The organism is Paludibaculum fermentans, assembly GCF_015277775.1.
In the GTDB taxonomy this organism is placed as follows: domain Bacteria; phylum Acidobacteriota; class Terriglobia; order Bryobacterales; family Bryobacteraceae; genus Paludibaculum; species Paludibaculum fermentans.
Map to the genome: position 1 here is coordinate 3,629,644 of NZ_CP063849.1, position 22,531 is coordinate 3,652,174.

Annotated in this window: 12 protein-coding genes; 7 read left to right on the forward strand and 5 right to left on the reverse strand. The window is 63.4% G+C overall.

The annotated features are described in order from the left end of the window. The first annotated feature begins 77 nt into the window (after positions 1-77). From IRI77_RS14150 to IRI77_RS14160, 3 genes are all read left to right on the forward strand, one after another. Positions 78-2,762 (forward strand): InlB B-repeat-containing protein, encoded by a 2,685-nt coding sequence (locus IRI77_RS14150; protein WP_194452691.1) that lies wholly within the window; start codon positions 78-80, stop codon positions 2,760-2,762. Between the two features lie 18 nt (positions 2,763-2,780). Beyond that, positions 2,781-5,510 carry a hypothetical protein gene (locus IRI77_RS14155; RefSeq protein WP_194452692.1) on the forward strand — a complete coding sequence of 910 codons (2,730 nt, stop codon included), beginning with the start codon at positions 2,781-2,783 and terminating at the stop codon, positions 5,508-5,510. A 76-nt stretch (positions 5,511-5,586) separates the two neighbouring features. Continuing rightward, a complete protein-coding gene (locus IRI77_RS14160; RefSeq protein ID WP_194452693.1) occupies positions 5,587-7,491 on the forward strand; it encodes an FAD-dependent oxidoreductase in 1,905 nt (634 codons plus the stop codon). A gap of 3 nt (positions 7,492-7,494) precedes the next feature. Here IRI77_RS14160 and IRI77_RS14165 read toward each other — a convergent pair whose 3' ends face one another. Next, on the reverse strand, positions 7,495-8,793 hold the full coding sequence (locus tag IRI77_RS14165) for a hypothetical protein (protein ID WP_194452694.1): 1,299 nt from the start codon (positions 8,791-8,793) through the stop codon (positions 7,495-7,497). A gap of 83 nt (positions 8,794-8,876) precedes the next feature. Between IRI77_RS14165 and IRI77_RS14170 the strand changes: the two genes are divergently transcribed. The 3 genes from IRI77_RS14170 to IRI77_RS14180 are packed head-to-tail and all read left to right on the forward strand — an operon-like array spanning position 8,877 to position 16,128. Next, positions 8,877-12,341 (forward strand): carboxypeptidase-like regulatory domain-containing protein, encoded by a 3,465-nt coding sequence (locus tag IRI77_RS14170; protein ID WP_194452695.1) that lies wholly within the window; start codon positions 8,877-8,879, stop codon positions 12,339-12,341. 22 nt (positions 12,342-12,363) lie between these two features. Then, entirely contained in the window at positions 12,364-14,022 is a 1,659-nt protein-coding gene (locus tag IRI77_RS14175; RefSeq protein ID WP_194452696.1) for an FAD-dependent oxidoreductase, read from the forward strand. Between the two features lie 18 nt (positions 14,023-14,040). Then, positions 14,041-16,128, forward strand: coding sequence for an FAD-dependent oxidoreductase (locus IRI77_RS14180; RefSeq protein WP_194452697.1), 2,088 nt, complete (start codon positions 14,041-14,043; stop codon positions 16,126-16,128). Between the two features lie 68 nt (positions 16,129-16,196). Here the strand turns inward: IRI77_RS14180 and IRI77_RS14185 are convergent, their stop codons facing one another. The 4 genes from IRI77_RS14185 to IRI77_RS14200 all read right to left on the reverse strand — a co-directional run bounded on the left by IRI77_RS14185 (position 16,197) and on the right by IRI77_RS14200 (position 21,323). Next, entirely contained in the window at positions 16,197-18,767 is a 2,571-nt protein-coding gene (locus IRI77_RS14185; RefSeq protein WP_194452698.1) for an ABC transporter permease, read from the reverse strand. 11 nt (positions 18,768-18,778) lie between these two features. Continuing rightward, complete coding sequence (locus IRI77_RS14190; RefSeq protein WP_194452699.1) at positions 18,779-19,105, reverse strand: PadR family transcriptional regulator; 327 nt, start codon at positions 19,103-19,105, stop codon at positions 18,779-18,781. A gap of 93 nt (positions 19,106-19,198) precedes the next feature. Then, positions 19,199-19,612, reverse strand: a complete 414-nt coding sequence (gene apaG / locus IRI77_RS14195; protein ID WP_194452700.1) for a Co2+/Mg2+ efflux protein ApaG — start codon at positions 19,610-19,612, stop codon at positions 19,199-19,201. Between the two features lie 40 nt (positions 19,613-19,652). Then, positions 19,653-21,323, reverse strand: a complete 1,671-nt coding sequence (locus tag IRI77_RS14200) for an ArnT family glycosyltransferase (RefSeq protein WP_194452701.1) — start codon at positions 21,321-21,323, stop codon at positions 19,653-19,655. Between the two features lie 341 nt (positions 21,324-21,664). Between IRI77_RS14200 and IRI77_RS14205 the strand changes: the two genes are divergently transcribed. After that, a complete protein-coding gene (locus tag IRI77_RS14205) occupies positions 21,665-22,528 on the forward strand; it encodes a glycosyltransferase (RefSeq protein ID WP_194452702.1) in 864 nt (287 codons plus the stop codon). The last annotated feature ends 3 nt before the right edge of the window (positions 22,529-22,531 follow it).

Here is a 22,531-nt window from a genome sequence, read left to right on the forward strand (position 1 = left end):
GTAAAAGGCAGCTATTCATGATTACTGGACAGAGGTTTGTTCGACGGCCAGGCAGAGGGTGGGCGGGGATCCTTGGCTTGCTGCTGGCCACGGCGGCGACGGCGTTCGGACAGTCGACGCCGCTGCAGTGCATCGCCAATTCGGCGACCACACCGCCACTGCGCGCTTCCGAGATTTCCGCGCGACTCGGGGAGATTGTGCTGAACTGCTCGGGCGGGACGCCCACACCGCCCGGGCAGGCAGTGCCTACGATGGACTTCCAGGTGTACTTCAATGCGAACTACACGGGGCGGACCGCGGGGGCTTTCACGGAGTCGCTGCTGCTGATCGATGAGCCCGGGCCGTTGGCGCAGGTTCCTTGCACGGGCGATCCCAGCAGTTGCGGCTGGACGGGCGGCAGTCCGGGGGTGAATGTCTTCCAGGGCAAGGTGCTGGCTCCGAATGCCATCGCGTTCTATGGAGTCCCGGTGGATCCTCCGGGCGATTTCAAGCAGAGGGTATTCCGATTCACGAATCTACGGATCAACGCCTCGGCGCTGCCGGTTTTAACAGCCGCCACCGCGACCATCACGGCTTCGGGGCTAACCGTGAAGCAGGGTGCGGAGATGATCATCGGCTATACCCAGACGGCCATGCGGGCCGGCGTGCGGAATGCGGCCGGCGACACGACGGTGAACAGCCCAACGGGGATCGAGTTCCCGAACTGCACCACGGTGACCAAGCAGCGCTTTGCGAACCTGCGCTTTTCCGAGCTGTTTGGGACAGCGCTGCAGGCGCCGAACTGGACCTACGATCCGGTGACCGGCGCCGCGGGCACGCCGAACCGGCAGGCTACGATAGGGACGCTCTACAACACGGAATCGGGTTTCTATAATCCAAACTTTCCCGCGACCAACAACCTCAATAAGGCCGGGTTGACGGACTCAGGGATACGCATGCAGGCGAACTTCAGCGGGCTGCCGGCCGGGGCGACGATTTACATTTCGACCGTGGCTGTCACGTATACCGATGGCGTGCCGGCTCCGAGTTCGGGTTCTGTTGAGCAGGCGCGGCTGATCACGAGTGCCACGGGCGCGTTTGCACCGGTGGCGGCGAGCGAAACCCTGGATGGAATCCCGGTGGCGGCGTTGCCGATCACGCAGGGATCGGCGACCGCGGTCTGGGAGGTTGTGAAAGGGAATCCCGGCTCGATCGGGGACTTCGATTTCCCGGTGTGGGTTTCGTTCCCGGGCAATAGTGTGGGGTTGGGCACGGCCAGCGTCACCATGCGACTGGGTCCGGTTTCGAGTGAGGCGGGCGCGAGCGACACGGCCTGGATGCCACGGTTTGCGGACTCGTCGACCACGTTGCCGCTGATGACGACGTTGAACATGTGTCCGGCGACGCAGTACCTGGTGACCACTTCGCCGGCGTTTCTGCCCGTAACGGTGGACGGGCAGAGCTACACATCGCCGAAGGCATTTCCCTGGCAGCCCGGCAGCACGCATACGATCAGCGTGGGTGCGGCGGTGCCTGTGGGTGTTGGAATGCGGCGGAGTTTCCTGGGCTGGAGCGACGGCGGAGCGCTGACGCACAGCATTACGGTGCCGCCGACTCCAACCACCTTCACAGCGGGATTCAAGTTGCAGTATTTGCTGGACCTGACGGTGACGCCTGCGGCGGGTGGCACGGTGACGTTGACTCCGCCTTCCACGGACCACTACTACGATCCGGCAACGAGCGTCCAGATCACGGCCAGCCTGAATCCGCTGTACAGCTTCGCGGGCTTCTCTGGGGACGTGAGCACGAGCTACTACGATCAGTCGGTGTATATGTCGGGGCCGAAGCGGGTGACAGCGACGTTTGTGAAGGCGGGAGATGTTTCTTCCACTGTGGGTGTATCGCCGGCCTCGGGCACCGGCTCTGTTGTGGAATTCTCGGCAACGTATGAAGGCTCGCAGGGCGCGGACAGCCTGAAGTGGGTGCAATTGCTGCTGGCCGCGGCGCCGGACGGGGGCGGGCAGCCGTTCTGCTTCGTCCACTATGACGTGCAAGGCAATGCGTTCTGGCTGTACTCCGATGTGTACGGATTCTTCCGCGGCCCGGTGTCACCGGGCAGTTCCTCGACGGAACTGCAGGGCTCCGCGTGCGCGTTTGACCGGGCCCTCCACCCCTATCCGATCGCAAACGGGCCGAGGTTGACCGTGCCGATGAAACTGTTCTTCAAGACAGCCGGACCGAAGAATGTGTATATGCGAGCGCTGGACATGGCGGGAGTGGACACGGGCTGGGTCCAGCGAGGCACCTGGATCCAAGAGGTCCTGCCTGCTCCGCTTCTGAACCTCAATGCAAGCACCGGAGGAGCGGCGACACCGTTCTTCCAACTGGGCATGACGGACCAGTTCAACTCGGAATGGAGATCCGCGCCGCTGGGGTGGGTGCAGTTTCTGATTGCGGCCGACTCCACGGGTGGAGGGCAACCCTTCTGCTTTGTTCACTACGACCGGGCCGGCGATGGGCTGTGGATGTACTCTTCCGACGTTGGGTTCTTCCTGGGGCCGGTGAAACCACGGACATCTTCGACTCTGCTGGACAGTTCCGCGTGCTCTCTGGATACGGTCCAATCGGGCCCGTCCGGTTCTTCCTGGATGGGTTTCCAACTCGATCTGCAGCTTTCACTGAAGCAGCCGATGCAGGGGCTGAAGAAGCTGTACATGCGATCGATGGATGGGCTGCAACTGGATTCGGGGTGGCAGTTTGTAGGGACGCACCAGGTGCCGTAGAGGGAAGGTTTTCCATATATGCGTGCTAACCAATTCTTCAGAATTGCAGGGTGGTTCGGGATTGCCCTGGTGGCGTTGGGGTTGCCGGCAGCGGCACAGACACAAGGCGTGAGTTGTTCGGTGGCGAGTTCCGACACTCCTTATCTGGCGACCAGCAATTATGCCGCGCTCGCGGGGGACGTTGTGATCACCTGCACGGGGGGGACTCCGATCGCAGCCGGGCGTCCCGTACCGAACGTGGTGGTCCAAGTTGCCCTGAATGCGAATTACACGGGGCGGACTGTGGGTGGGGTTACCGAATCGCTGCTGCTGATTGACGACCCGGCTCCGGCGAACCAGATAGCCTGCGCGACGGATGCGGCGCTGTGCGGGTGGACCGCCGGGAGTCCGGGACCGAATGTCTTTGCGAGCACATTGCAGTCGCCGACCACGCTGGCGTTCCAGAACGTGCCGTTGGATCCGCCGGGCCACGGCGGGTTGCGGCGATTCCGAATCACGAACATCCGCGTGGATGCGGCGCACTGGCCAGCACCGCGTCCGGTCTATGCGTTTGGGGTCATTATGGCGCAGGTCTCGATGACTGGAGTGACTATGGTCATCGATACGGCCAGAATCGGCAATGCCTTTACGGACATCCAAGCGTCGGTCATGGGGGCGAACGGAGAAACACCGGCCGATGCGGCGGCGGGCACTGTGCTGCCGAACTGCACGGCTACCGCGAACCAGAGGATTTCGACGCTGCGGTTTGCGCAGGTGAGCCCACGGCAATTCCGGCCGCGCAGCCAGGCGCCGCTCTCCAACGTCGACACGTCTCCGGTGCCTTTAGCACAGAACGTTCCCGGCACGGTCTTCTTTTCGGAGAGCGGTTTCTACAATCCGGGATTTCCGGTTGGGAACCAGTTGAACCGGGCGGGACTGGCCGATAGCGGGACGAGACTGCAGGCCGCTCTCTCGGGTATCCCTGCCGGGGCGACTGTTTATGTGGCTACCGTGCCTGTGACGTTCACGAATGGGGTTCCGGCGCAGAACGCCAATACGGAGATTCAGGCTCGGCTGATCTCCTCAGCCACGGGCGCATTCAACCCGGTGGCGGTGAGTACCGCGTTGGATGGGATTCCCGTGGCAGCGCTGAATATCGTGAATGGCAACGCGGTGGCGGTTTGGGAGATTCTAGCGAATCCGGCCAATGCGGCGGTGAATGCGGACTTCCCTGTTTGGATCTCGTATCCGGCGGGGACTCAACCCGGTGCGGTGGCGGTGCGGGCGCAGCCGGGTCCGTCCTCAGCGGTGAACACGGCCAGTGACACGGCGCCGATTCCCCGGTATGTGGACGATACGACGGCGAAGGGGCTGTTCGCGATCCGGCCGACCTGTGCAGCCGGACCGTACTTTGTCACGACCAACCTGGCGGGCCAGGGCTTCAGCGTCGACGGGGTGGAGTACAAGACCCCTCAGGGGTTCAACTGGACCCCGGGCACCAGCCATACGTTGAGTGCTATTCCCGCGGCCCAGAACCTGACTTCGTATCGCTATGCCGCCCGGAACTGGAGCGACGGGGGCGCGCCCACGCATACGATCGTGGTGCCTGGCGCGGGCACCACGTATACGGCGCATTTCCAGCAGCAGTTCAAGCTGGACCTGAGCGCCTCTCCCGCCGATTGGGGTGCGGTGCAGACGGTGCCGGTGGCGGCTGACGGGTACTTCGATTCCGGGTCGGATGTGCAGATCAAGGGGATCGCGAACACCGGATATGTCTTTGCTGATTTCCAGGGCGCGTTGAGCGGCAGCGTGAATCCGCAGACACTGCATGTGACGGGCGCAGGCAAAGTGGTGGCCGAGTTCGCGACGCTGGTGCCGTCGACGAGCGCATTGAGCGTGACGCCGGCTAGCGGATCTGACCTGCAAGGTCTGTTTCAGTCTGTGTATCGCGGTGCGCGCGGAGCACAGTCGCTGCTGTGGGTGGAGTTCCTGATAGCCGCGGCTCCGGATGGCGGCGGGCAGCCCTTCTGTTTCGTCCACTATGACGTGCGGGGGCAGGCATTCTGGCTTTACTCCGATGCGTATGGATTCTTCGTGGGCCCGGTGAAGGCCGGCGTAAACTCCAGCGATTTGACGGGGTCGGACTGCACGTTGAGCACGGCGCTGTCGAGCGTGGATGTCAGCGGAGACCGGCTGCAGTTCAATGCACAGGTGCTGTTTAAGGTGACCGGAGACAGAAGTCTATATCTGCGCGCGATGGACGACGGCAACTTCGATACGGGCTGGGTGCCGCGGGGCATTTTCAATCAGCATGCGTTGCCAGTGTCGTATCCAGGTTTGACCCAGCAGTCGGGGACCGGTTCGGTTGAGACATTCCGGATGACAGAGACGGATCCGGTAGGCTTTGGCGGGTTGAAGAAAGGCTGGGAGCAGTTGCTGGTGGCAGTGGATCAGACAGGGGGCGGGCAGCCGTTCTGCTTCGTCCACTATGACCGGGCCGCGAGCCAGTTCTGGATGTACTCCTCCGACGTGGGCTTCTTCCTGGGGCCGGTGGCTCCTGGCACGGCGTCGAACGCACTGGATAGTTCAGCGTGTACGGTGGATACGGCTGCCTCGCGGGTGACGGAGCGGCCCGATGGGGTGGACCTGGAGATCAAGGTGACGATGAAGCCGGCGATGAGCGGCTTGAAACTGCTGCACACGCGGATCCAGGATGTGACAGGCCGCCTGTCCTCCTGGGGCTTCCGGGGCACGCACCAGGTTCCGTAGGGTGACCTGAGAGGCGCTATCGGAGCGGGAGTGGTTCTCCTATCGAACGATTTGATAGGATACCCATTCCTTCCCCATGCCTCTTAAGATTACTCGCAGGGCAGTATTCCCTCTTGCCGCAGCCACGGCCTTGCTGCAGGCCCAATCGCGCCAGAGCGCGGATGTCGTGATTTATGGGGCTACGCCCGGAGGCATCGGCGCCGCCGTGGCAGCTGCCCGGTTGGGACGCTCCGTCATCCTGAGCGAGTATGCCGACCATATCGGCGGGATCGTCTCCAATGGATTGACCAACGCCGATATCGGCAAGCGGCAGGCGGTAGGCGGTCTGTTCTACGAGTTCACGCGCCGCGTGTTGGAGGCTTACACCGCCCAGGACAAGGCAAATCCGGCGCTGCAGAACGTGAAGCTGTGCAAGGACGGGTACTGGTATGAGGCCAGCCTGGCGGAGAAGATCTTCCACGAGATGATCGGTGCCGAGGGCGGGCGGATCCGGCTGCTGCTGAGCCATGAGCTGAAGCGGACGACCGTTCGTTCGAACCGGTTGACCTCGATCTTCCTGGAAGACCGGGCGAAGCCGGGCTCGCTGGTGGAGCTGACGGCGGGCGCCTTCATCGACGCGACGTATGAGGGTGACCTGGCGGCGATGGCCGGGGTTCCGTTCAAGACCGGACGGGAGAGCCGGGCGGAGTACAACGAGCCGCACGCCGGGCGGATCTACATGAAGTTCCACGACAGCACGCTGCTGCCGGGGTCGACGGGTGAGGCGGACGAGGCGACGCAGGCGTACTGTTTCCGGATGCATGTGACGAACGTGCCGGAGAAGCGGATCCCGATCGAGAAGCCGGCGAGCTACAACCGGGAGGAGTACGCGCTGACGCTGGAGGATATCCGGGCGGGCCGCATTACGAAGTTCCGCGAGGTGATCCAGGTCTACGCGATGCCGAACGGGCGGTTCGAGCTGAACAGCGACCATGTGCATCCGGACACTGGCATTCCGCGCGAGTCGCTGGATCTGGCGGAGGAGTGCTGGCCATGGCCGACGGCGACTCCGGCACAGCGGCAGAAGATCTACCAGCGGTATCTGGACCACAACACCGGCATGATCTGGCTGCTGCAGAACGATCCGGAGGTGCCGGAGGCGCTGCGAAAGGACGCGAGCCAGTACGGCTGGCACCGCGATGAGTGGGTGAACAACGGGAACAGGCCGCGTCAGGTGTATGTGCGGCAGGGGCGGCGGATTCTGGGCGAGTACGTGCTGACGGAGAACGACGGGACAGTGGATCCGGCGGTGAAGCGGACGAAGGTGCAGCCCACGTCGATCGCGGTGATCGAGTGGGCGTTCGACCCGCATGGGCACCACCGCTATGATCCGGCGCATCCGGGCGTGCGCGAGGGCTATTTCTTTGTGGACCACGAGCCATTCCAGGTGCCGTACGGGGTGGTGGTGCCGCGCAAGATTGATGGCCTGCTGGTGCCGGTGGCGTGCTCGTGCAGCCATGTGGCTTATAATGCGCTGCGGATGGAGCCGGTGTTCATCGTGCTGGGTGAGGCTTGCGGGGTGGCTGCGCACCTGTCGATTGAGCACAAGGTACCGCCGCGGCGGATTCCGACACGGCGGCTGCAGACGATTCTGGCGGAGCGGCGCGGGGTGCTGACGTTCTATGAAGACCTGCCGTTTACCGATCCGGACTTCCCTGCCCTGCAATGGCTGGGGGCGCGGGGGTTGAATCCGGGGTACCGGGCGGAGAAGGCGCAGAAGTTGAGCCGGGGCGAGGCAGCGGACCGGCTGACACGGATCCTGTCGTTTGAGGGAAAGAAGACGGCTGGACCGACGGAAGGGGCGGAACTGCCGTTGACGGCCGAAGTGCTGGCGGGTTGGTTGAAGGCGGCCGGTTATGCAGCGGGTAGTGAACCCAACGGGCCTCTGGATGTGGCCGGATTCGCGCGGATGGTGTACGGGGCGCTGCGGCCCAAGGTCTAGCGGCTAGTTCGCGGGCAGGTAGCGGTGGGTGACGTAGCTGGAGGTCCTGACGCGGTTGTTCTTGCCCTCGACTCGAATCAGCACCTGGAAGTAGGGGCCCTTTTTGCCGCGCGGGCCGTTGGGCGGGTCCTGGTCGATGCGGCGCTGAAGGTCAGTGAGGCGATCCGTGTCGATGGAGTAGTTGGCCGCGCCCTGAGTCGCCCAGGTTTCAATTCCGGATAAGTACAGGATGCGGGTGTTCGGCTGACGGCCGGGCCAGAGGCTGACGACGGCGTAGCTGGTGTTGACGCCGACGGTCCCGGTAGGCCGGTAGAACGGCAGTTCGCCGGGCAGGGGGTTCAGGACAGCGAAGCCGCTGCCGGGGCCATCGTTGCCGGGATCGAACGGGAACACGTTGGGCCGTTGCAACTGCTGTAGAAGGGTCTGGAAGCGCGCGGAGGAGACGACGACCAGGTTCTTGTTTTCGATATCCGAAAGTCCCAGATAGTTCGAGTTGGCGACGGTGGTCTGGACGCCTCTGTCTTGCAGCCAATTCGCCACGTGGTGGGTCCCGATGGCGTCGCCAATGCCGGTGTAGACGTCTTCCTGGGGGCGGAACGTGTAGCCCAGAACGTCGCCGAGGTGTTTGACGCGGCGGGTATCCTCGAAGATCGTATTCACCGCGGTGTCGCGCACGAAGAAGCCGCTGCCGCCGGCGAAGAAGAGGGGTACGCCGAAACTGACGACGGTCTCAGCCTTGGAGTCGATGACTGCGCCCCACAGGGCAGCGGAGGCGGGTTTGCGCGGCCAGCGGTCGCGGTTGAGCCAGAGGGCGACGAGGGTCACGAGTAACGCGCCCAGCGCCATGCCCGTGAGCAGGGCCGGCCAGTAACGTCCCCCTCCAAGCTGTTGAACTGGCAGGTCTTCCGCTTGCGGTAACACGGCCGGCTCGACACCCAGAGCAGCGTTTTTCGCCGGGACAAACCGCGCCGTATAGCCGCCGCGGGGTAACTCGATGCGGAGGACAGAATCGCGGCCCTCGTGCTCGTAGTAGTCGGCCAGGCGCTTACGGAGGAGACTGGCCTGGACACGGACGATGGCGTCGTTGCGGGGGTCGTAATCGGGCGGGCGATTGAATACCTGGAGGCCCAGAATGTACTCTTTGAGCCCATCTTCGCGCCCGGCAAGGGTTTCGTGGACGGCGTGAGACAGCAGGGCGCACAACTGCTTGGACTCACGCAGAAACCGGCTCTGGAGGATCCGGTCGAGTTCCGCGAGGGCTACCGAGTGCCATGCAGGGGCTTCGGAAGTGCCTGACGTCATTGGCCCATAACCGTTAATTGACCTGAAATTAGCCTAAGTGGAACAGCCCGTCCACGTAGACTTGGCCCCGAGGAGCTGAATCTATGTTTCGATCAACCCACCTGGTTCTGGCTACCATCTTACTATCCACGTCGCTATCCGCCCAGACAGCCCTGGGCACCATCACGGGTACGATCTCGGATCCGCAAGGATCGGGCGTACCCAATGTCACGGTCACAGCGACAGCTTTAGCTACGAACCTTAAGTACTCGGGCACCAGTTCGTCCGATGGCACTTATTCCATTTCCCAACTGCCCGTGGGACGTTTTGAGCTGACAGCCACGGCCCCCGGCTTCAAGACGTTCAACCAGACCAACATCACGATTGAAGTCTCGCAGCGTCTGCGTGTGGACATCGGCCTCGAGGTTGGCGCGCTGACGGAGAGCGTCAACATTACCGCGGAGATCCCCAGAGTCCAGACGGAGGATTCCAGCCTGGGCGCTACCGTGGAGCGCAAGCGGATTGAAGAGCTGCCGTTGAACGGCCGCCATGTATTCAACCTGGTCAAGATTGTGGCCGGCGTGCAGCCGCGCACGGCCTCGACCGACGGGTTCGCCGAGGTCAACAACCAGACGTTCTCGCAGATCCGCATTAACGGCGGCCCGGCGTATGGCAACCAATTCTTATTGGATGGCAGCGTCAACTCGGCGCCGGTGCATAACGAGATTGCGGTTGTCCCCATGTCGGACTCGGTGGAAGAGTTCCGCGTGGAGACGAATGCTTTGAAGGCGGAGTACGGCCAGACCTCGGGCGGCGTGATCAACGTCGTGACGAAGATGGGCGGCAACGAGTTTCACGGCTCGGCTTACGAGTTCCTGCGCAATGACGCATTCGACGCGCGCAACGCGTTCTCGACGCAGCCGGATCCGCGCACGGGGCGGATCAAGCAGGTGCTGCGCTACAACCAGTACGGCGGCACGGTAGGCGGCCCGGTTCGGATTCCGAAGCTGTACGACGGGCGCAATCGCACGTTCTTCTTCGCAGGGTATGAGCAGTGGAGATGGCGCTCGACCGGTGCTCCCCGGCTCGGCACGGTGGCCAAGCCCGAATGGCGCGATGGCGACTTCTCGAACCTGCGCAACGGGTCCGGCGCGCTGATTGCGCTGTTCGATCCCGCCACGACGCGCGCGAATCCGAATGGCTCCGGCTATGTCCGCGATCCGCTGCCGGGCAACATTGTGCCGGCGAACCGCATCGATCCGTTGTCCAAGCGCGTGCTGGCCTACATGCCGGCGGCGAACGCGACGGCGACCGATCCTTACACCGCCGCCAACAACTACATTGCACTGATCCCATCGAGCTCGGATCAGGGTGTCACGACCGGCCGCGTCGACCATCGGCTGTCCGACAAGGACATGCTGTTCTTCCGCTACTCGGGTACGCGCAACACGCTGCGCAACCGCGGCTATGGCCTGGAAGAGGCCGATTCCGTGGCCCGCGACGACCAGCGCGACAACCACAACGCGATCTTCAGCTATACGCGCGTCGTGTCTCCTTCGATCGTGAACGACTTCCGCCTCGCCGGTTCGCGCCAGTGGCTGCCGTTCAAGCATCCCAGCTTTGACCAGGGCTGGCCCGCCAAGCTGGGCTACCCCTCGCAGATTCCGCAGGATCAGTTCCCGCCGGTGCAGATCTCGGGCCTGATGACCATTGGGCAGCCGAGCTTCTCGGCCGGCCTGCGTGCCCAGCAATACGTGCAGATTGTCGACAGCGTCACGATCGTACACGGCAAGCACAACTTCAAGACAGGCTTCGATCTGCGCTGGTCGCGGCTGAGCTTCATCAACCGCTCGAACCCCTCGGGCCGCTTCGACTTCAGCGCTTCGCTGACGGGCAATCCGCTGGTTCCGGCCAACACCGGGTTCGGCATGGCTTCCTATCTGTTGGGCGAAGTCGGCGGCGGCCAGATCGGCTTCCGTCCCTTCTTCCAGTACCGTTCGCTGCCGCTGGGCGTCTATTTCCAGGACGACTGGAAGATCACCCGCCGGCTGACGCTGAACCTGGGCCTGCGCTACGACATCAGCGGCGGGCCGACGGAATTGCACGACCGGCATTCCAGCTTTGATCCGTTCGTGATGAACCCCGAGACCAAGATGCCGGGCATCATGACTTACAGCGGCATCAACGGTGTTCCGTCCAGCTATGTGGACCTGGACAAGAACAACTTCGGTCCGCGCATCGGTTTTGCATGGGATCCGAAGGGTGATGGCAAGACCGCCATTCGCGGCGGCTATGGCATCATTTACACGATCTCCGAGATCGGCCATACGCAGGGCGATAACTCCAACGCGCTGGGCTTCTCAGTGGATACGCCGTTCACCAGTTCGGGCAGCGTCCCGGTGAAGGCATTCCAGTTCAGCCAGGGTCCGTCGACGATCCTCCAGCCGGCCGGCGCGCAGGGCGGCCCTTCTGCCTTCCGCGGCTTCAACGGCCAGTATCAGGACCGGCACGGGCTGACGCCGTATGTGCAGTCGTTCAATTTCACCGTGCAGCGTTCGCTGTGGGCGGGCTGGACGGCCAGCGCCGTCTATGCCGGCAGCCGCGGCGTGAAGCTGTTCGGCGGCAACTACAACCTGAACCAGCTGGATCCGAAGTACTTTGCGATGGGTCTCGACCTGCAGACGACGGTGCAGAACCCGTTCTTCGGGCAGATCACTTCGGGCGCGCTGTCCGGCGCCACGGTGCAGAAGCAGGTTCTGCTGCGGGCGTTCCCGGACTACCAGTCGGTGACAACATTCGCCGCGAACAACGCCAGCTCCACCTATCACTCGCTGCAGGTGCTGGTCGAGAAGCGCTTCTCTTCCGGTATTTCGGCGTTGGCCAGCTACACAAAGAGCAAGTTGATGTCGGATACGATCAGCATCGGCGGCGGCGGCAACGGCACGTCCGCGGCCGACTTCCGTATCGGCGCCTACAACCGCCGGCTGGACCGCGCCATCGACCAGGATGACGTTTCGCAGCGCCTCGTCACCAGCGGCGTCGTGGAACTGCCTTTCGGCCGCGGCAAGAAGTTCGGCACCGGCATGAACCGTGTGGTGGATGCAGCCCTGGGCGGCTGGCAGCTCAACGGCATCGCCACCATCCAGACCGGCAATCCGCTGGTCGTGCGCGGGAGCAACAACTTCACGGGCATCAACTATCCGGACCTGGTGGCGGATCCCTCGCTGCCCGGCGGTACGCAGTCGGCCAACAAGTGGTTCAATACCGACGCGTTCCGCAACCCGGCCAACTTCGTGATCGGCAATGCGCCCCGCACACTGCCCAGCACCCGCACGCCGGGCCTGCTGGACGTGAGCTTCTCGGTCTTCAAGACCTACCAGTTCATGGAGCGCTACCGTCTGGAGACCCGCTGGGAGATGTTCAACGCCCTGAATGCCGTGAACCTGAACGGCCCGGATACGAACTTCTCACCCAACGCCGCGGGCGTGAACACCAATGCCAACTTCGGCCGCATCTTCAGTTCGCTGGAAGCGCGCCGCATGCAGCTTGGCATGCGCCTGACGTTCTAATAACCTGAGCGAGGATCCATCCATGAGAATGTTCCTTGTTCTCCTGCTGGCAGCGGCTTCGGCCGCTGCCCAGCAGCAATACGACCTTGTCGTTTATGGCGGCACCGCCGCCGGATTTGCCACCGCCGTCTCCGGCGCCCGCCAGGGCCTGAAGACTGCGCTGCTGGAACCCAGAAACCATATCGGCGGCATGATCAGCGGAGGCCTGTCGGGCACCGACGTCGGCCGCCGCGAAGTGATCGGCGGACTGTCGCTCGAGTTCTACTACCGCGCGGGCCAGCGCTACCAGATGGACCGGCACCTGCAGGAACTGTCCTGGATGCCGGAGCCGGGCGTGGCCGAGTCCCTGATGCGAGAGATGCTCAAGGAAGCGGGCGTCACGCTGCTGGAGCACCACCGGCTGCGAGAGAAAGACGGCGTGAAGCGCGAAGGCTCCCGTGTCACTGAGATCGTGACGGAGAACGGCGCCCGGTTCCGGGCCAAGGTCTTCGCCGATGCCACCTATGAGGGCGACCTGATGGCGCAGTCGAAGGTCACCTACACCTACGGCCGCGAAGGCATCAGTCAATATGGCGAGTCGCTGGCCGGCGTACGCGCGGTGACCGAGAGCCACCAGTTCGCGGTCGACATTCCGGCGCGCGACGAGCAGGGCAAGCTGCTGCCCGAAGTCTCGGCCGAACCTCGTGGAGAGCCGGGCACGGCCGACAAGCGGATCCAGGCTTACAACTTCCGCGTGATCGCCACGAACGTGCCGGAGAACCGGCTGCCCTGGCCCAAGCCCGACGGCTATGATCCAAAGCGCTATGAGTTGCTGGCGCGCTACCTGACGGCGATGACGAAGTACATGGGCCGGCCGGTGAATTTCAACGAAGTCGGCTTGTTCCGCATCATCCCCAACGGCAAGCTGGACCTCAACAATCGGGGCGGCTTCTCCACCGACTACATCGGCAAGAACTACGGCTACCCCGAGGGCACTTACGCCGAGCGCGCGAAGATCTGGAAGGAGCACGAGGATTACCAGAAGGGCTTCTATTACTTCCTGGCGAACGATCCGCGCGTCCCGAAGGAGCTGCAGGACGAGGTCCGCAGCTATGGATTGCCGAAGGATGAGTTCCAGGACACCGGCCATTGGCCGAACCAGCTCTACGTGCGCGAAGCGCGCCGCATGGTGGGCGAGTTCGTGTCCACGCAGAAGGATCTGCAGACCGAGCGGACCAAGCCCGATGCCATCGGCATGGGCAGCTATAACTCCGACTCGCACAACCTGCAGCGGTTCGTGAACGCCAAGGGCTTTGTGGAGAACGAGGGCGACGTGCAGGTGCCCGTGCAGCCCTACCAGATCCCTTACAGGGTGCTGGTGCCCAAGAAGAGTGAAGTGACGAACCTGCTGGTCCCGGTGTGCTTCTCGGCCAGCCATATTGCGTACTCCAGCATGCGCATGGAGCCGCAGTACATGATCCTGGGCCATGCGGCGGGCATTGCCGCGGCGCTGGCCATCCGCGGCGGATCCACGCTGCAGGACATCAATGTGCCCGAGTTGCAGAAGAAGTTGAAGGACGAAGGCGCGGTATTCGAAGCGGGCATCGAGTTCCAGAATCAAGGCCTGGCCACGATCAGGAAACGCTATGCCCCGGCTCCCAGAAAAGGGCCCGTGCCGTGGGACCGCCGGGCGGCGAAGTAGTACCTCAAGGAAGAACCTATGAAGAAAACACTACTCCGCCGAGGGTTCGCGGCTTTGCTGGCTCCGTTGCTGGCACTCACTGCTATTTCCTGCAGCGGCACGGGTCCGGAAACCGACATCCTCATCTACGGCGCAACATCCGGCGGGCTGGCCGCGGCCATCCAGGCGCGGCGCATGGGCAAGACGGTGGTCGTTCTCGATCCCGGCACTCATATCGGCGGGCTAACCACAGGCGGCCTGAGTTGGACCGACATCGGCAACAAGATCGTCGTGGGCGGCATTGCCCGCGAGTTCTACCAACGCATCAAGAAGAAGTACGAGGATCCGAAGGTGTGGACGTCGGAGACGAGGGACGAGTACTTCGAGCGCCGCAAGGGCCCGAACGCCAAGAACGAAGATGCGATGTGGACGTTCGAACCCAAGGTGGCCCGCGCGCTGTACTCAGAGATGCTGGCCGAGGCGGGCGTCAAGGTGATCCAGAAAGCGCGGCTCGATCTCAGCCCCGGCAAGGGAGTGGTGAAGGAGAACGGGCGCATCAAGGCGATCGTGCTGGAAGGTGGTACGCGTTATGAAGCCAAGATGTTCATCGATGCGACCTATGAAGGCGACCTGATGGGCATGGCCGGCGTGTCGTACGCGATCGGCCGCGAGAACAACTCCGACTACAAGGAGACCTGGAACGGTTCGCAGCCCAATCACTTCCACTACCACCAGTTCCCGGAAGGCGCGAACGTGGATCCGTATGTCGTCAAGGGCAAGCCGGAAAGCGGCCTGCTGCCGATTATCGATCCTACCGGTCCGGGCGAAGAGGGCAAGGGAGACAAGCGGATCCAGGCCTACTGCTACCGCATGTGCCTGACGAACGATCCAAAGAACCGGCTGCCCATCGAGAAGCCGGCGGGCTACGACGAAAAGGATCACGAACTGCTGCTACGGTTTGCCGAGACGGGCAAGTATCACGAGCCGTCCAGCAAGTACGACCCGATCCCCAACATGAAGACCGACACCAACAACCACGGTGCGGTCTCCACCGACTACATGGGCGCGGACTGGAGCTACCCCGAGGCCGGCTACGCCGAGCGCGAGAAGATCAACAAGCGGCACGAGGTCTATCAGAAGGGTTATATGTGGACCCTGCAGAACAGCCCGCGCGTGCCGGCGAAGCTGCGTGAGTACTACAAGCAGTGGGGCCTGCCGAAGGACGAGTTCACCGAGAACGGCGGCTGGCCGACGCAGCTCTACATTCGAGAAGCGCGGCGCATGATCGGTGCGCTGGTAATGACGGAGCACCACGTGATGGCCCGCGAGATCGTGGAAGACTCCGTCGGCATGGGCGCCTACGGCATGGATTCGCACAACGTCCAGCGCTACGTCACCAAGGCCGGTTTCGTGCGGAATGAAGGCAACGTTCAGGTGGGCGGCTTCCCTCCTTACCCGGTGGGCTACCGTGCCATCACCCCGAAGAAGGACCAGGCCTCGAACCTGCTGGTGCCCGTGGCCCTGTCGGCGACCCACATCGCCTACGGTTCCATCCGCATGGAGCCGGTCTTCATGGTGCTGGGCCAATCGGCCGCCACGGCCGCCGCACTGGCCATCGACGCCAACCAGGCGGTGCAAGACGTTCCTTATCCGAAACTGCGAGAGCGGTTGCTGGCGGATAAGCAGGTGCTGGAAGCTCCGGCAGCGCTCAGCAAGGGCGACATCGATCCCCGGCAGCTCGAAGGCACGGTGATCGACAGCCAGTTCGCTGAACTGACTCCGGCCTGGAAAGGCAGCCGTGCACACAAACCCACGCTGGGCCCTTCCTACTTCGACGACATGGATGCGCGCGACGGCAAGGCGCGGGCGCAGTTCACGGTGAAGATGGAGAAGGCCGGGCGCTACCGGGTGAAGCTGCTGTATCCGCCCTTCGCCAAGCAGGCGACGAATGTGCCGGTGCAGATCTCCGGCGGCGGCAAGACCTACCAGGCCACGGTGAACCAGCGGCAACCCGCCGACTGGCTGGGGACCTACGACCTGCCGGCCGAGTTCACCGTGACGGTGACCAACCAGGGCACCAACGGAGCCGTGGCGGTGGACGGACTGCAGATTGCTCCGGCCCAGTAAGCGGTTCGCATCTGAACGAAATGCCCCGGGGATTGCGCCCCGGGGCTTTTTTTGTGCGAGGGCGCCGCTCAGTCGCAACGCAGGGCGGTCGTCGGATTCACGCGCAGAGCCCGTCGCGCGGGGATCAAGGCGGCCAGCACCACCGTAGCGATGAACAACGCGGTGGCGGCGACGTAAGCGACGGGGTCCAGCGGGCTGATCCCGAACAACTGCCGCCGCAGCAGGTCAGACAAGGCCGCCGCGCCCCCCACGCCGACGATGAGCCCCGCCGCCACCGGTCGCGAGAACTGCATCAGCACCAGTGACAGGATGTGGCCCGGCCGCGCGCCCAGCGCCATGCGGATCCCGATCTCCTTCATCTTGCGCGAGACGGCATACGCCACCAGGCCGACAATGCCGAGACAGGCCAGCAACAGTGCGCTGGCGCCCAGCACGGCCGCCGCCGCGGTCCCCCGTTCGATGCCTTCCATCTTCTGCTGGAAGGCGCCCTTCAAGGTCTGAACTCGCGGATGGACCCGCGGATCAATAGACCGCGCGATGGACGACACGGCAGGCACAATCGACTCCAGCGAGCCGGACATGCGCACCACGACGGCCATCTTCGTCAGATCGTCCTTGCCGGGCAACATGTACGCATCCACGGAGTCAGGATCCTCCAACGCGTCCATCCGCGCATCCCGGGTGATGCCGATGACGGTGTACGGCACCTGCGCGCCCGTCGGGTCCTCTCCGGAAAGAAAGTGCTTCCCGAGCGGGTTCTCGTTGGGCCACGACTTGCGGGCCAGGCTCTCACTGATGAGAATTCCAGCCGTATCGGAAGAGGTCAGGGTCCGGCCCGCGCGGATCGGAATCTTCATCGTCTCCAGGAATCCGGGATCGACGCGGTTCCAGTGCACATCCAGGTGCCGGCCATCGATGGTGACGCCCACCACCATCACGTTGCTGCCGGCCAGTGGCGGTGTCGCCGTGGCGGAAACCGAAGCCACGCCGGGCAGTTCGCGCATCCGGTCCTTCAACGCGTCGACATACGCACGCGACTGTTCCGGGGTGTAGCCGTGCGAGCCCAGGCCCGGCATGACCGCGATGGCCTTCTCGTACTCAAAGCCCGGACTCGCCGATAGCGCGTGGTCCAGGGCGCGGATCAGCAGGCCCGCCACGATGAGCAGGACGCAACTGGCAGCCACCTGTGCCCCGATCAGCAGTTGCTTGGAGAAGGTCGACCGGTGCCGCTGCCGGGCCACCTGGATGGCGGGCGCGAGTCCGAAGAGGATGGCCGAGACGAAGCCGATCCCGGTCGCGAAAGCGGTCACGGGCCAGTCCGGAGTCGGGTCGAGCCAATCCGGAGCTCCAGTCCAGACCATCATCAGCTTCAGCACCAGGCAGCCCAAAGCCAGGCCCGCGGCCGAGCCCAGCAGCCCCAGCACCACGCTCTCTGTGAACAACTGACGGATCAGCCTGCCGGTTCCGGCGCCGATGGCCGTACGAATCGAAATCTCCCGCTCCCGCGAAACGCCGCGCGCCAACAGCAGCCCGCCCAGGTTGCTGCACGCCGCCGCGAGAATGAGGAAGACCAGCGACCCGATCAGCACCGCCAGCGGATACAGCTTGTCCGGCTGTTCCGTGCCCGTGCCGCTGCGGTCGCCGATCATCAGGCTTTTCGCGTAGCCGCCCGGCTGGCTGGCCAGCGATTCCTTCTCCCAGATCTCCGCCGGATGCTGCTGCCGGAAGTCCGCGATGATGTAGCGAAGTTCCTGCTCAACGCCCTGGGGCGTGACGCCCGGCTGCATGCGGCCCCAGGTCCGCACCCCGGCGCCTTCTTTCAGATCCGTCAGCAGGTGGCTGCCTGTGACGATCTGGGGCTGCTGGACCAGCGGAGCCCACAGATCCGGTTTGTCCATGCTGAGGCCACTGAACTCCTCCGCGGCGACGCCGACGATCGACAGCAGCCGGCCGTTCAGGCGAATGGTCCGGCCGACGACGGCCGGGTCGGAGCCGAACTGACCGCGCCAGAAGCCGTGGCTCAGTACGGCCACCAGCGGCGCGTCCGGAGCTTCGTCCCGCGCCTCGTCCAGCAGACGGCCGAATTTCGGCGCCGCGCCCAGCTCACTGAAGAAGTTCGTCGTGACGAAGTGTACCGAGGCCGGGCCTTCCTTGCCTTCCATCGTCAAGCGCGCCGTGTTCAGGGCCAGCACCGCGGACAGCGTTTTGGTATGGCTGCGGACAAACGCCATCTCCTGGTAAGGAAGGGCGTAGGCGTAACGCTCCGGCGCGCTGCGTTTGAAGCGCAGCAGCGTGTCCGGGTCCCGCACCGGCAGCGGCTTCAGCACAATGAGGTTGAAGAAACCGAAGGCCGCGACGTTCACCCCGATGCCCAGGGCGAGCATGAGGACAGCCGCCAGCGTGAACCCGGGCGCATTGCGCAACACCCGTACGGCGTAGCGGAGATCCTGCCCCAGCCGGTCGATCCACATCCAGCCCCACGCCTCGCGGGCATCTTCGCGCAGCCGCAGCGTATCGCCGAAGTTGCGGCGGCCCCCGCGCTCGGCCATTTCCCGGTGGAACTCCATGTCGCCGGCGAGCTCCTCGTCCAGGCGGCGGCGGTTCAGCAGATATTGGATACGGCGGAAGATGTCGCTCATGGCTCCCTCTCTCAGGCGGTCTTCAGTACGGACTGGATTGCCTCGGCCACGCGGCTGTAGTCCGCCAGTTCCGTTTCGAGCTGCTGCCGGCCCGCCGGGGTCAGGCTGTAGAAGCGGACTTTTCGATTGGTCTCGGAAAGCCCCCATTCCGAGGTCGCCCAGCCCTTCAGCAGGATCTTCTGCAGCGCGGGATAGAGCGAGCCCTCCTCCACATGCAGCACTTCGGCGGAAAGCATGTAGATCTTCTGTGCGATGGCGTAGCCGTGCACAGGGCCGGAGTGCAGCACACGCAGAATCAGCAGGACCAGTGCGCCGGCAGGCATTTCTTTCTTAGGCATAGATACTATAGGGGTATCATATCGATGCCTGAACGAGAGGGCAAGCCTCAACTGTGTTTCGAGGAATTCGTTACAAGAGTCGACGGCGGGGGGTTAGTGGACGGTATAGGGGGCGCGCAGGGCAAACGGTGCGATTACGATATCGAACTGGTCGCCGGTGGTGCGGGTGATCTGGTAGGTGCCGTGCATTTTGCCGGTTGGCGTCTTCAGTGGGCACCAGGACGAGTATTTGAACGATTCGCCGGGCGCCAGCACCGGCTGTTTGCCGACCACGCCCGGCCCGATGACGGATTCGGTGTGCTCCATCGCATCGGTGATGATCCAGTGCCGGCTGACGAGTTGAACGGTTTCCGCACTCTCATTGGTGATGCGGACGGTGTATTGAAAGACCCATTTGCCCTGCATGGGCTGGGAGTGCTCCGGCGTGTGCCGCGCGATGACTTCCACACGGATGCCGCTGGTAACCGCTTCAGACACAGGGGAAAGGACGGAAGGTGGTTCGGGCATGGAGTACTCATCAGGATAGCAGCCGTTCCGCGATTCCTCTCTACTTCTGAGGAGATGCAGCCCCCTCCTGAGTGGAAAGGTTCCGTCCGAGCCCGAAAAGGAACATGTCGATTTTGGGATCGCCGACGGGCCTTGGTCCTTGCCTTCCAACGACTTCGAAGATCGCCAGGCTGCTATCCCGCACGGGGATGCGCCGAAACCGGCCGGGATGGTGCTGGACGGTGCGATCCATCAGGATCTCGTGAAACGCGGACTTGCTGTTGAGCGGCTGGAGCACCACCAGATCGACTGGAACGGCATCCAGGGCCCGTAAGACAGCGTCCTCGTCAGTAGCTTTGGGTACATAGACATACGAACTCCATGAGGTGACGGCCAGCAGCTTGGACGCCCGCACGACGTACCGGCTGGGCCTGTGCGTATCGCTGTCGGCGATGAGAGCGGCCAACGCGCCTTCCACGGCTCCATCGCTGGAGACGAGGATCGTGCGGTATGTTTCGGAGGAACTGGCGCTGATCCAGGCGGCCGCTTCACCGGCGGGGGACCCGGCATGGCGCGGAGCGGCCGTCAGGTTGTAGCCGCTGGCACAGGCCACGAGCAGCACGAGACACGCCGACGCATGGCGAAAGGTGAAACAGGTCCGTCCAACCCAGGCAAAGCAAAGGAGAGGCGGCACGACAGGTATCAGCATGCGCGGTTCCCAGGCCGCACTGACCAGGACGAAGCGAAATATCAGGAAACCGAATAGAACACCGAGCACAGCTTGCGCATCGGCATCACCCAGCCGGGCGGCGCGCCACGCACCCAGCATTGCCACGATCACGAGGGGGCCGAGCCACTTGAAGAGGATAGGCACGGCCAGCAGGGAACGGCGTGCGCGGTAGAAGAATTCCGCAGTTTCGATCGCAACATCGTACTTGGCCGCGTTGGCTTTAACGGTTCTCGTGGGCAGATTGACTCCGAGCAGTCCTGCGAATTTGTGGCCACTCGCTTCATGACGAGCGCCCGGAGCGAGGGCGTACCAGGGGCCCACCACGGCGGCCACCAGAATCCCGGCCAGATAGAGAGACGGTTTGGCGAACAGGCGATTGCGGCGCGAAAGCAGGATGGCGCAGGGCGGAAGGAAGGCCAGGCCGATCCCGACGGCCTTCGTGAGCAGGGCCAGGGAAGACCAGACGGTGAACCTGACGCCGGCACCGGTGGTAGGCGTCTTCATCCAGGCAGAGAACGCCCAGCACGACTCGAGTACAAGCCACGCCAGGAGAATCTCGGACATGAGCTCAATGGAGGAAGAGATGACCGGCGCGAGGGTCAGGAAGAGCAGCGAGATCAGCCAGGCGGCCCAATCCGGTGCGCTGCGGCGAACGTAGGCGTGGATGCGGGCGGCCAGGCCAGCCGTGGTGAGCGCCAACAGTACGAAGCAGGAGGCGGGGCCAAAGGGCAGGAGCAGCAGCCACACACCGTTCACCAGATAGAAAACCGGCGGCCAATGACCAATCGCGATTTTTGGATAATGCAGATAGTAATTTTCCGCGTAATGCAGCGGATTGCCTGGCAGCCCGGCAGCCAGATAATCCCTCACGAGCAGCGAGGTCAAATAGTGAGAGGCTTCGTCGTAATTGCCGTCCAGGAGTTTCGTGTACGCTCCAGACAGCCACTGAAAGGCCAGCACCACCAGTAGGAACGCGGCGAAGGGCCGTGCTTTCCGAATCAAGTTCACAATGCGACAGTATAGCGATAGCGCGCTCATGCCTCAATAGAGGTTTGACCGCGACGACGCCAGAGCCGGGGTTCAGCGATCAACTGTATGCTTTTGAACATATTGCAAGAGGCGCTTGCCGGACGCACCTGGGGGTCAACAGTGTTGCGAAATCGACCCCTTTGGGTTACCTTAGGACATTCTCTGCGGAAGAGCGGCTTCGGCAACGGAGCACCAACCCGGGCAGTTAGAGCTGGTTTGCCTCACAGCGAGGTCCAGGCGGCAGTGGCCACAAATAGCACGCCGCAAAAATCAGACGGGACTGGAACGGTGGGCCCGGTTTGTGAGGTTTTTCTGTGTTCCGCAGCCGTACGGAGGAGAGTGTGGAGCAGTCCGAGGCGATGCCGGGTTCCGTCCCTGGCGGCTCAATGCCGCCCAGGGTTTGTATTTTGACCCCGGTGAAGGATGCAACTCCGCATCTGGATCGTTACTTTGAGTGCCTGCTGAGACTGGACTATCCACGCGAACGGCTGTCGCTGGGATTACTGGAAAGCGACAGTACGGACGGCACCCTGCTTCAACTCCAATCGAAACTCTCACAACTCCAGCCGCATTTCAAATCCGCTCGCGTGTGGAATCGGAATTTCGGATTTCATCTGCCGGATGGCGTGCCGCGTTGGGCGCCCAGCCAGCAGCTTCCGCGCCGGGCTGCACTGGCCCGCAGCCGCAACTATCTGGCCAGTGTCGCACTCGGCGACGCGGACTGGGCGTTGTGGATTGACGTGGATCTGGTCGACTATCCGCCCGATGTATTGAACAGGCTTCTGGCAACCAGGAAAGACATCGTGCATCCGCACTGCGTGAAAGTGCCCGGCGGGCGGAGCTTCGACTGGAATGCCTGGAAGGATCAGCAGAGCCTGCTGATGCACGATCTGCGCGGACGCGGCGAACTGGTCGAGTTGGATTCCGTTGGCGGGACTATGTTGCTGGTCCGGGCCGATCTTCATCGGGAAGGCCTGATATTTCCGCCGTTCCCCTACGGCCGCCTGCACCCCAAAGCCCGCAGGCGCGGCGGCAGGGCCCTGGGCTGGCTCGCGCGGCTCGCTGGCCGTCTGGTGCCCGGAGAGATCGAAACCGAAGGCTTCGCCATGATGGCTCACGACATGGGTGTTCCTTGCTGGGGCATGCCGCAATTGGAGGTACGACATAAGGACGCCTGACAC